Annotated in this window: 9 protein-coding genes; 8 read left to right on the top strand and 1 reads right to left on the bottom strand. The window is 69.0% G+C overall.

From position 1 onward, the window contains the following. The first annotated feature begins 702 nt into the window (after positions 1-702). The 8 genes from E1289_RS32700 (at position 703) to E1289_RS32665 (ending at position 10,354) form a co-directional block, all read left to right on the top strand. On the top strand, positions 703-1,608 hold the full coding sequence (locus E1289_RS32700) for an aromatic prenyltransferase (protein ID WP_131987187.1): 906 nt from the start codon (positions 703-705) through the stop codon (positions 1,606-1,608). A 232-nt stretch (positions 1,609-1,840) separates the two neighbouring features. Further along, the gene (locus E1289_RS32695; protein WP_131987185.1) at positions 1,841-2,497 is read left to right on the top strand and encodes an undecaprenyl diphosphate synthase family protein; all 657 of its coding nucleotides are present in this window, start codon (positions 1,841-1,843) and stop codon (positions 2,495-2,497) included. 136 nt (positions 2,498-2,633) lie between these two features. Continuing rightward, positions 2,634-4,214, top strand: a complete 1,581-nt coding sequence (locus E1289_RS32690; protein WP_131987183.1) for a DUF6851 domain-containing protein — start codon at positions 2,634-2,636, stop codon at positions 4,212-4,214. Between the two features lie 196 nt (positions 4,215-4,410). Further along, entirely contained in the window at positions 4,411-5,313 is a 903-nt protein-coding gene (locus E1289_RS32685; protein WP_207929300.1) for an aromatic prenyltransferase, read from the top strand. Positions 5,314-5,327: 14 nt separating this feature from the next. Continuing rightward, positions 5,328-6,836, top strand: coding sequence for a DUF6851 domain-containing protein (locus E1289_RS32680; protein WP_207929299.1), 1,509 nt, complete (start codon positions 5,328-5,330; stop codon positions 6,834-6,836). A gap of 190 nt (positions 6,837-7,026) precedes the next feature. Further along, complete coding sequence (locus E1289_RS32675; RefSeq protein WP_131987181.1) at positions 7,027-8,562, top strand: MFS transporter; 1,536 nt, start codon at positions 7,027-7,029, stop codon at positions 8,560-8,562. A gap of 17 nt (positions 8,563-8,579) precedes the next feature. After that, positions 8,580-9,200 carry a TetR/AcrR family transcriptional regulator gene (locus tag E1289_RS32670; protein ID WP_131987179.1) on the top strand — a complete coding sequence of 207 codons (621 nt, stop codon included), beginning with the start codon at positions 8,580-8,582 and terminating at the stop codon, positions 9,198-9,200. Positions 9,201-9,301: 101 nt separating this feature from the next. Further along, a complete protein-coding gene (locus E1289_RS32665; protein ID WP_131987177.1) occupies positions 9,302-10,354 on the top strand; it encodes a polyprenyl synthetase family protein in 1,053 nt (350 codons plus the stop codon). A 5-nt stretch (positions 10,355-10,359) separates the two neighbouring features. On the opposite strand, the gene E1289_RS32660 is transcribed toward E1289_RS32665, so the two are convergent. Further along, entirely contained in the window at positions 10,360-10,977 is a 618-nt protein-coding gene (locus E1289_RS32660; RefSeq protein ID WP_165970703.1) for a TMEM175 family protein, read from the bottom strand. Positions 10,978-11,180 lie beyond the last annotated feature (203 nt).

Raw genomic sequence — 11,180 nt, 5'->3', positions numbered from 1 at the left:
CGGCGGCCCACCCGTGCCCGCCCGGGCACGCTCGCGCCCGCTCGCGATCACGCTGCGCCGCACCGTCGTGCGGCACACCGGTCGCCGGGCCGTGAACGTCCCGTGAACAGCATGAATGCCGAGGTGATCAACCGGAGTCGTCGGCATCGGGGGCCTTGACATCCTGCGACGAAGAATCTATATCTATGGTGGCGTCTTTAGGCTTTGCCCAAGCGCTGGCTCAATGCCGGGTGCGAGCTCCCATTTCGCGACTCTCTACCGCTGCACCATCGTGGTGTTTGGCCACGTGCCGAGAAGGTCGCCGCGCCCGGTGCTGCCGACGCCATTATTTCTCGCTGGAACCGTCCAGATCAACGGTCCGTCCAATTGCCCGTCCGATGCCCGGGGGCGGCTCCGCGCCCGAGCCTTGACAACCTGCGGCGAAGAACATATATCTAGAGTGCCGGCTCCAGACTTTGCCTTCTCGGCGGCACATTATCGGAGTGAGCTCCCCGTTCCGCCTCTTTGCCGGCTCGCCGCCCAGCCGACGGTGGCGCCATTTCTCCGCGAGACAGTACGCGGCAATGCAGACCCGGAACCTTTGAGTCCGTTCCTTGGTACACCCTTTTTTCCGCCGGTGACCCCCTGCGTCACCGGCGTTCGACCTGTTCCATCCCTTACGAGAATTCCCACACGAAAATCAAGATCGACGCGGGAGGCGCAATGGCCGGCACAGCCGAGCTGGAAGCTCTTTACTCCGACATCGAGAAAGCGGCCGGACTGCTGGACGAGCCCTGCTCGCGGGACACGGTCTGGCCCATCCTGACCGCGTACGCGGACGCCCTCCCCGAGCACGCCCAGATGGCCTACAGGGTGGCGACCAACTCCGCGGGCCTCGACTTCCGCATCGCGTCGCTCGCCCCGGACCTCCACCCCTACGCCATCGCGCTGGCGAACGGCCTCACCGAGAAGACCGACCACCCCGTCGGCGACCTGCTCTCGGACATCCAGGACCGCTTCCCCCTCGACTACCACGGCGTCGACTTCGGCGTCGTCGGCGGCTTCAAGAAGACCTGGACGTTCTTCCCCCTGAACAACCTGCAGAAGGTGACGGAGCTCGCCGACCTCCCGTCCATGCCGCGCAGCCTGTCGGAGAACCTGGAGTTCTTCACGCGCAACGGCCTGGACGGCAGGACGAGCCTGATCGGCATCGACTACCCGAGCAGGACGCTGAACATCTACTTCCTCGGATCGCCCGCCGAGATGCGCGAACCGGAGGCCGTCCGGTCGATGATGCGCGAGCACGGGCTGGCCGAGCCGAGCGAGCAGATGCTCACGCTCGCCCAGCAGGCGACCGGCTACTACACCACGCTGAGCTGGGACTCGTCCAAGATCGAGCGGATCACCTTCGCCGTGGTGGTCCGGGACCTGGACGCGTTCCCCGCCGGCGTGCCGGTGGATCCGAAGATCGAGAAGTTCGCGAAGGACGTCCCGTACACCTACGGTCCCGCCGCCCGCAAGGGGATCTACGGTGTCACCGCCGCGCCGCGCGGCGAGTACTACAAGCTCCAGTCGTGGTACCAGATGCCGCCGCAGATGGTGCAGATGCTCGCCCCCGAGGCCGGCTGACGGCACCCCGCGCCGCCCGCTCGCCTGTTCCACCATCGCGGAGAGCACCCGTCACCATGCCCGCAGGGCGACACCCCGGTGACGGGTGCTCTTTCGCGTGCAGTTCTTCTCCACCCCGACTCCGGTGCCACCGGCATGGTCGCGGGTTCCATTCCCGGCCGCCGCCGCCGAGACGGCGGCCGGCCGCTCTCCCCGGTGAGATCCCGCACAAGATGACAGAGAGGCGTGAACAGTGACCAACTTGATGCTGCTGCCGGACGGAATGCGCCGCTGGTCCCAGGAGCAGGGCGTCTCCCTCGACGACGGCTACACGGCGATGGCGGACAAGCTCATCGACTTCATCGGCTGGGCCAAAGAGGACGGCATCACCACGCTCTACATCACGACCTCCTCCGCGGCGAACTTCAGCCGCCCCGAGGCCGCGGTGACCACCTTCCTGGTCGCCTTCAACGACGTGGCGCGACGCTGCCACGGCGACTGCAACTTCGATTTCTCCGGGTCGCTGGACCTCGTCCCCGAGGAGTACCTCACGGAACTCGCGGAGCTCCGCGACAAGTCGGACAAGGACTCGGGGTTCACTCTCCACTACATCCTCGGGATGTCCCTCTCCCGCGAAGTGATCGGCATCTTCAACAGGTACAACGGCAAGATCCCGGCGATGACCGAGGAGATCCTGGCCGAAAGCGCGTACGTCACGAAGCCGGTCGACTTCGTCATCCGGACCGGCGGGGCGATCCGCATGTCCTCCTTCTTCCCGCTGATGTCCCCGTACGCGGAGCTTCACTTCTCTCCCGTCCTGTTCCCCAACATGACGCGTGCCGACTACGACCGGGCGCTCAAGGACCTCCGCGGGCGGGAACGGCGCTTCGGCGGCTACCCGGCGGGCTGACGTCCTCCCGGCTCTCGCGCGGCCTCCGCCGCTGCTACGACGACCGGACCCGGACCGTCCGTGTGCGACGGCCCCGGGCCCGGAAACCCCGCTGACATCCGCAAGGCATCCTCTGCAAAGGACATGGAAACCCGCCATGACGAAGTCCAACCTCTCGCCCGCTTCAGGCTTAGTCCCGAGTCGCAGGCTGCTCCTGTTCGGTGGACTCGGCGTTGCCTCGACCGCGGCGCTGGGCCTCGGGCATACCGGCACCGCCCATGCCGAGAAGCGCGAAGACGACCCCGTGCTCGACTTCGACCTCGACACCGACAACTACCTCAAGTTCCTGGGGCCCACCGACGACACCGCCGGCGAGTCGATCAACCAGGACGTCTTCGGCGCCATGGACATCACCACGTTCCTGTGGGTCAACCGCATCACGGCCATCGCCGCGTTCGACGCGGTGGCGCCGTACCACGAGACCGCGGTCGGCATCTACACCAAGATCAAGCGCCGTCCCTCCAGCGAGTCCGCCACCAACCGGAACATGAACATCGCCGGCCTGTACGCCGGCTGGCGGGTGTGGCAGGGCGTGTTCGGGGAGACGAGGCCCGCCGTACGGCAGTTCATGACGGCACTCGGGCTGGACCCCGACGACCAGTCGGAGGACACGACCAGTCCGGTCGGCATCGGCAACGTCGTCGGCAAGGCCGCCTGGAACGCGCACAAGCGGGACGGCATGAACTTCCTCGGCGACGAGGGCGGCCGCCGCTACAACCCCAGGCCGTGGGCGGACTACACCGGCTACGTCCCCGTGAACACCCCCTACGAGCTGACCCACCCGTCGCGCTGGCAGCCGCAGCTTGGCCCGCACAACGGCCGCCGCGTCGGCGGCGGGCCCGGTGACATCGGCATCTACGTTGCGCAGCACGTGGTCACCCCGCAGACCCGGCGGGTCAGGGCGCTCACCTTCAAGGACCCGACGCAGTTCAAGATCGCCCGCCCCGACTTCATCGACCACCGCGACCGCCGCAGGTTCCGGCGCCTGGTGGACGGGGTCATCGACGCGTCGGCCGCGCTGACCGACGAGCAGAAGGTGATCGCGGAGGTGATGGACAACAAGCGCTGGGGCATCGGGCACTCGGCGGTGCACCTCCTCGACAGGCACGACCAGAACGGCGAGCAGGGCATCCCCGGGTGGGCCTTCTTCCAACTCGTGCACACGCTCGCGACGTTCGAGACGACGATCGCGGTCTGGCACCACAAGATCAAGTACGACGCGGTCCGGCCGATCAGCGCGATCCGGTACGTGTACGGCAGGCGCCGGCTGACGGCGTGGGGAGGCCCCGGCAAGGGAACGGTCAACGACATCCCCGCCGACCAGTGGAGTCCCTACCTGCCCACGGGGGACCACCCCGAGTACCCCTCGGCCTCCACCACGGTGTGCGCCGCCTCGGCACAGGCGGCGCGGCTCTACTTCGGCGAGGACACCCTGGACTGGAAGTTCACCGTGAAGGCGGGCGCGACGAGGACGGAACCGGGGATCGTCCCGCGCAAGGACATCGAGGTCCACTTCCCCACCTGGACCGACTTCAACAAGGTCTGCGGCGACAGCCGGGTGTGGGCCGGGGTGCACTTCCAGGAGACGATCGACCGGTCCAGGCCGTTCGGTGACCAGTTCGGCGACCTGGCCAACGAATTCGTGCAGCGGCACATCAAGGGCCAGGTCAAGAGCTGACGCGGTGAAGGAGCGGGCAACGGCGGCCGTCACGTCCACCGGCTGCCCCGCCGCTTCGCCGAGGTAAGTGGAATCCGCCCGCGAACGGGGTCTTCCGGCGGCCCGGAGGTTGCGAAACCGAACCGGCACCGGAAGGCCCCGTTCGCATACCCGAAAAGGCGTACCGCCACCTAAGACTGAGTATTTGGGAGGACCAATGTCCGGAGCCGCCGGGATGGAAAAGGTGTACTCGGCCATCGAGCAGTCGGCTCGAATGCTGGACGTGCCCTGTTCGCGCGACAGCGTCTGGCCGATCCTGGCTTCGTACGGGGAAGCGATCAGCGAGGTCGCGATCATTTTCAGCGTGTCGACCGGCAGCCAGGAATTCGACTACACCATTCAGCTGCCCGAGGAGATCGACGACCCCTACGCCCACACGCTGTCGCACGGCCTCGTGGCGGAGACGGACCATCCGGTCGGCGCCCTGCTCTCGGACATCAAGGCCCGGGTCCCCGTCAGCGAGTACTTCGCCGACTACGGGGCCGTCGGCGGTTTCCAGAAGCTCTACCCGAGCTTTCCCGGTGCCCTGCAGAAGGTGTCGGACCTCGCCGGCATCCCGTCGATGCCGAACGCCGTCGCCGAGAACGCGGACCTCTTCGCCCGCTACGAACTGGACGACGTCGCGCTGGTCGGGATCGACTACAAGCGCAAGACGATGAACCTGTACTTCCAGCTCTCCGCCGAGGTCGCGGGCGACCTCGAAGCGAAGGTCGTCCTGTCGATGCTCCGCGACTGCGGAATGCCGGAACCGGACGAGCAGATGCTGGAACTGGCCCGCAAGGCGTACCGGGTCTACATCACCCTCGGCTGGGACTCCCCGGAGGTGAAGCGCATCTCCTTCGCGCCCCAGCCGCGGCAGAACCTCGACCTGTCGGAAATCCAGACCCGGCTGGAACCGAAGATCGAGGAATTCATGACGGGTGCTCCGTACGCCTACAACGACGACCGGGTGAGCATTTCGGTCCCGAAGTGGTCGGCCCAGGGGGGCCACTTCAACCTGGGCTACTACTACCAGGTGTCGCCCCAGCTGAAGGCGCTCATCGCGAAGAACAAGAACTAGGAAAGGACTTTTACATGACGACGTCCGACCAATCTCTTGCCTCCGTCGAGGAACAGGTGACCGTGGACGAGGCCGCCGAGCCCGCCCCGGCGGCCGAGCCGGCGCCCCCGCAGTTCGAATACGACTTCGACAACGGCAACTTCATCAAGGACCTGATCACCACCAACGCCGACGGCAGGTTCCCTTCGGAGGACGCCATCGGCCCCACGGATGCGCCCCTCTACATCTGGATCACCCACCTGTTCATGATGTCGTGGTTCGACGCGCTGGCGCCCTACCACCCCACCGCGGTCGGCATCTGCTCCCGGATCGAGCGCCGTCCCGCGAGCGAGTCCGCCACCAACCGGAACAAGAACATCGCCGGCCTGTACGCCGGCTACCGGGTGCTGCAGACCGTGTATCCGGAGCGGGCGCAGGTCATGGGGCAGGCGCTGGCCCTGTTCGGCCTGGACCCGGACGACGAGTCGGAGGACCCGACCACCCCAGTTGGCATCGGCAACATCGCCGGGAAGGCCATCATCAGGACCCGTGCCAAGGACGGCATGAACCACCTCGGTGACATGGGCCGCACCTACCACGGCGAGCCTTTCGAGGACTACACCGGCTACGAGCCCGTCAACACGCCCCGCAAGCTGGTCGACCCCTCCCGGTGGCAGCCGGCGATCCACCGGCACCGCCGCCGCGTCGGCGACGGGCCGGGTGACAAGGGCATCTTCGTGGCCCAGCAGTTCATCACCCCGCAGGTGCGGCTGGTCAAGCCGTTCACCTTCGACGACCCGGGGCGGTTCGAGCTCGCCCCGCCCGACCACACCGACCACACCGACGCCGAGCGCTACAAGCGCTCCGTGGACGAGGTCCTGGCGGCATCGGCCGGCCTCACCGACGAGCAGAAGGTGAAGGCGGAGTTCTTCGACCACACGGGGGCGGCCATCACCCTGGCGCCGCGCGCCGCGGCGCTGGCCCACGACCTCGACCTGGACGGCTGGGCGCAGCTGTTCATGACGACGTCCCTGGCGCGGTTCGACGACATGATCGCCGCCTGGCACCAGATCCACCGGTACGACTCCGTGCGGCCGTTCAGCGCGGTCCGGCACGTGTACGGCGACGCCAAGGTGACGGCGTGGGGCGGGCCCGGCATCGGGACCGTCGACGACATCCCCGCCCGCGAGTGGACCGGCTACCTGCCCTCGGGGGACCACCCCGAGTACCCGGCGGGCTTCGCGACGATCTGCGCGGCCCAGGCGCAGGCGGCGCGGCGTTTCCTCGGCGACGACGTCCTCGACTGGAGCTGGCCCTACGAGGCCGGCTCGGCGCTGACGGAGCCGGGGACCGTCCCCGCCGAGGACCTCGAACTCCACTACGCGACCTGGACCGACTACGTGCGGGACTACGCCGACAGCCGGGTGTGGGCCGGCGTGCACTTCAAGGAGACGGTCGAGAGGTCGCTCCCGTTCGGTGCCCAGTTCGGCGACCGGGCCTACGAGTTCGTGCAGCGCCACATCAACGGAGACGTCGAGGACTGACGCTCTCCGAGCGCGGCGGCGGGCACCGCCCCCGGCCCGCCGCCGCGCTCCGCCCCCCTTCACCGGCCGCCCCTCACCGGCCGCCCCTCACCGGCCGCGGCGCGTCGCTCGACCCCGGCGCCGGTAAAGCCCCGGCATGGGTGCGCCGCACCCCCTAGGCGGGAAACTTGGCATCGACTACCATTTGAGCATGGCTTCCAAAAACAACTGGCTGGCACTAGTCGGCCTGATCATCAGCGTCATCGTCCTGGGGCTCGACCTGACGATCATGAACGTGGCGCTGCCCACCATGGCCGCCGACATCGGCGCCAGCACGGGCGAGCTGCAGTGGATCGTCGACTCGTACGCCCTGGTCTTCGCGGCCTTCATGCTCCCCGCCGGGCTGCTCGGCGACCGCTTCGGACGGCGGAAGCTGCTCGTCACCGGCCTCGCGATCTTCATGGGCGGCTCGATCCTGGGGGCGCTCGTGTCGTCCCCGGAGGGGGTCATCACCGCCCGCACGATCATGGGCCTGGGCGCCGCGCTGATCATGCCGCTGGCGCTGTCGGTGATCCCGACCCTGTTCCGGGGGGAGGAGCAGACCAAGGCGGTCGCGGCCCTCACCGTCGGGATGTCGGTCGGCCTGCCGTTCGGCCCGCTGGTCAGCGGCTGGCTCCTCGACAACTTCTACTGGGGCTCCGTCTTCGTCATCAACATCCCGTTCGTGGCGGTCGGCATCATCGCCTGCCTCACGCTGATCCCCGAGACCCGCGACCCGTCCGCCCCCAAGATCGACCTGATCAGCACGGCGCTCGGCGTGCTCGGTCTCGCCGCCCTGGTCTACGGCCTCATCGAGGCGCCCGTCGAGGGATGGGGCGACCCCGTCATCGTCGTCTCGCTGGTCGCCGGCGTGCTGATGCTGGTCGGCCTCGTCCTGCGCGCGCGGCGCGAGACCCGTCCCATGCTGGACCTGGAACTGCTGGGGAACCCCGCCTACCGGTGGAACACGGCCATCGCCGCGCTGGCGATGTTCGTGATGATGGGCCTGGTGTTCGTCCTGCCGCTGTACCTGCAGGCCGTCCTGCGCTACGACGCCTTCGACACCGGGCTGCGCCTGCTGCCGCTCCTGGTCGGCATGATCGTGGTGGCCCGCGCCGTGCCGCCGCTGGTGACCCGCTTCGGCTCCCGGCCGGTGGTGGTGGGGGGCATGGCCACCCTGGGCTTCGCGATGATCCTCGGCAGCACCACCGACGCCGACACCGGATACGGGTTCACCGCGCTGTGGATGGTCATCACCGGCCTGGGCGTCAGCTTCGCCATGATGCCGGCCATGGACAAGGCCCTCGCCGCGCTTCCCAAGGGCCGGGAGGGCATCGGCACCGGCCTCCTCACCACCCTGCGGCAGGTCGCCGGCGCCATCGGTGTCGCCCTCCTGGGCAGCCTGCTCAACGTGATCTTCAAGGACCGGATCGACACGCAGGGGCTGCCGGCGGAGGCCGCCGACGCGGCCGGGCAGTCCGTGGTGGCCGCGCAGGCCGTCGCGGAACGGCTGAACATGCCGCAGCTGGCGCAGTCCGCCGAAGCCGCCTTCATCGACGGCATGGGGCTGGTCCTGCTGGTCAGCGGCGTCGGCGCGCTCGCCATGGCCGTCCTCGGCGCCTTCGTCCTGCCGGACGACCCAAAGGAGGAGAAGGAAGACCCCGCCGTCGAGCCCCAGCCCGGCTCCGCCGCTGGCGCCCGCGAATGAACTGTAGGCTCTCGTCCATGCCCAGCAAGCCGAACTCGCCGGCGATCGCGGCCGTCGAAGCCGACCTTGGCCTGCGCGAACGCAAGAAACTGCGTACCCGCCGGACGATCCGTGAGGCGGCCCGCCGGCTGATCGAGGAGCAGGGGTACGAGAACACCACCATCGAGCAGATCGCCGCGGAGGCCGAGGTCTCCCCGAGCACCGTCTTCCGGTACTTCCCCAGCAAGGAGCACATCGTCCTGACGGACGAGTTCGCCGCGTCCGGCATCGATCTCCTCCGCGCCCGCCCCGCGGACGAGCCGCCGCTGGTCGCCCTGCGGGAGACCCTGACCGGCATGGTGCACCAGGTCTACGGAGACTACGGCGCCGAGTACCGGTGGCGGCGGGAACTGGTGCGGACGGTGCCCACGGTGCGGGCCTTCATGTACGAGGCCCAGTACCGGATGGTCGACGCCGCGAGCGCGGCGCTCGCCGAGCGGACCGGCCGCCCGGCGGACGACCTCGAACTCCGCGTCGTGGTGGGCGCCATGACGGGCGCCTTCCACCAGGTGCTCTGGGGCGACCACAACCAGGAAGGCGACCTGCTCGAACTGATCGACCGGGCCCTGGCGGTACTGAACCGCGGCCTGGTGCTGTAGGACGCTTCGCCCAGGCACACCCTGTGGGCCAGGAACGCCGCCGGCGTTCCTGGCCCACAGCGCTTATGTGGACACATTCTTCGGGAAGAGGAGGTCGTGGCATGGGAGCCACCGATCAGACCACCACCACGCCCGCCGAGGCCCGCGGCGCCTTGATGAGCCGGGTCGAGGACCGGCTGAGCGGCCTGCTCGCCGCGGAGAAGGCCCGCTGGTCCGCGGTGGACCCCCGCGCGGCGGTCCCGGTAGAGGCGGTCACCGTCCTGGTGTCCGCCGGCGGCAAGCGGCTGCGTCCGGCCTTCTGCCTGAGCGGCTTCCTCGCCGCCGGGGGCGACCCCGCGCAGGAGCAGGTCGCGGTGGACGCGGCCGCCGCCCTGGAGGTCCTGCACGCGTACGCCCTGCTCCACGACGACGTGCTGGACGACTCGCCCCTGCGCCGCGACGAGCCGACCGCCCACGCGCGGCACGCCGCGGAGCACCGCGCCGCCGACTGGGCCGGCGAGGCACGCCGGTACGGCGAGGGCGTGGCGAGCCTGGCCGGGGACCTCGCGCACGTCTACGCCCACCGCCTGACCGCCGCCCTGCCCCCGGCCGCCCGGGAGGTCTGGCACGACGTGTGCACCGAGGTCGTCATCGGCCAGTACCTGGACATCCGGGTGGCGGCCGAGCAGGTCGCGGACCCCGAGCTCTCCCGCTGGACGGCGATCTGCAAGTCCGCCCGGTACACGATCCACCGCCCCCTGGCCCTCGGCGCCGCCATCGCCGGACGGCTGGACCTCGCCGCCCCCTTCGAGCAGTACGGCGCCGCCCTGGGCGAGGCGTTCCAGCTCCGCGACGACCTGATCGACGCCTTCGGCGACAGCACCGTCTCCGGCAAGCCGACCGGCCTGGACTTCGCCCAGCAGCGGATGACCCTGCTCGTCGCCCTGGCGATCCAGCGCGACGACCGCATCTCCGGCATGCTCGCCGACCAGAACGGCGACGGCGCCGAACTCGGCCGCCTCATCACCGACATGGGCGTACGCGGCGAAGTCGAACGCCGCATAGACCACCTGGTGGCACAGGCCCGGTCCGCGATAGCGACGGCCCCGCTCAGCCCCGGCTGGCGAGACGAACTGGCCCACGTAGCCACCGAAGTCGCCTACCGCCAGAAGTAACCGGTTCAGGCTCGGCGCCGGTTCCGGTGGCGGTGCCAGGTTTTTTCGATGGTGGGGGAGAGGAAGAGGAGGAGCAGCGTCCAGTAGTTCAGGCTTGGAATGGCCAGGGCGAGGATGAGTGCGACGGTGAGGAGTGCGGTGGCGGTGACCGAACCGGGGAGGGAGTCGGGCGGCGGCGGAGCCGTCTTCGACGCCAGTTCGGGATCGGCCCGGACGACGAGTTCCAGCCCGGTCTGGAAGAGGACGGCGAGAAGGATCGTGCCGATGTAGAAGCCGGCCGTGAAACGGTCGCCGCCGTAAACGCCGACCATCTCCGTCGGGAACGGCAGCACGATGATGGTCAGCAGCCATCCGACATTGCACATGATCAGTGGCCGGGAATAGGCGCGCACGTGCCGGAAGAAGTCGTGGTGCACGAGCCACAGCCGGCAGATCACCGCGAAGCTCAGCAGGAACCCGAAGATCTCCGGCTGGTGCTCGGTGATGACCTCGGTGGCGCTCAGCCCGTGCTGCGCCGCCGCGGGCACGACGTCCACCAGTGGCAGCACGAGCAGCGTGATGGCGATCGCGACGACGGCGTCGGTGAAGAAGACGAGCCGGTCGGGGTCTCTGGAAATGGCCACCGTGACAACTCTGGCAGCCGGCACGGCCACGACTGGTAAAGGACCCGGAAACGCTCCGGAAGGCGTGCCGGGTCCTCGCCGGAGGAGCCGGCCCATCGGCGCGGCCGTCTACGTTGGGCGGATGGGAATGGAGATCGACGAGGTCGAGGGGTGGCTGCGGGAGCGGCTGCCGGGGTTGGCGGAGCGGCACGGGGTGCCGGGGG

Source organism: Actinomadura sp. 6K520, assembly GCF_004349245.1.
Taxonomy (GTDB): Bacteria; Actinomycetota; Actinomycetes; order Streptosporangiales; family Streptosporangiaceae; genus Spirillospora.
This window is presented reverse-complemented; position numbering and strand designations above follow the sequence as displayed.

What these genes read in the sequence shown, in the direction of transcription:
- E1289_RS32700 (WP_131987187.1), top strand. Translation starts at nt 703, where the DNA reads ATGGCCGGCACAGCCGAGCTGGAAGCTCTTTACTCCGACATCGAGAAA.
- E1289_RS32690 (WP_131987183.1), top strand. Translation starts at nt 2,634, where the DNA reads ATGACGAAGTCCAACCTCTCGCCCGCTTCAGGCTTAGTCCCGAGTCGC.
- E1289_RS32685 (WP_207929300.1), top strand. Translation starts at nt 4,411, where the DNA reads ATGTCCGGAGCCGCCGGGATGGAAAAGGTGTACTCGGCCATCGAGCAG.
- E1289_RS32680 (WP_207929299.1), top strand. Translation starts at nt 5,328, where the DNA reads ATGACGACGTCCGACCAATCTCTTGCCTCCGTCGAGGAACAGGTGACC.
- E1289_RS32675 (WP_131987181.1), top strand. Translation starts at nt 7,027, where the DNA reads ATGGCTTCCAAAAACAACTGGCTGGCACTAGTCGGCCTGATCATCAGC.
- E1289_RS32670 (WP_131987179.1), top strand. Translation starts at nt 8,580, where the DNA reads ATGCCCAGCAAGCCGAACTCGCCGGCGATCGCGGCCGTCGAAGCCGAC.
- E1289_RS32665 (WP_131987177.1), top strand. Translation starts at nt 9,302, where the DNA reads ATGGGAGCCACCGATCAGACCACCACCACGCCCGCCGAGGCCCGCGGC.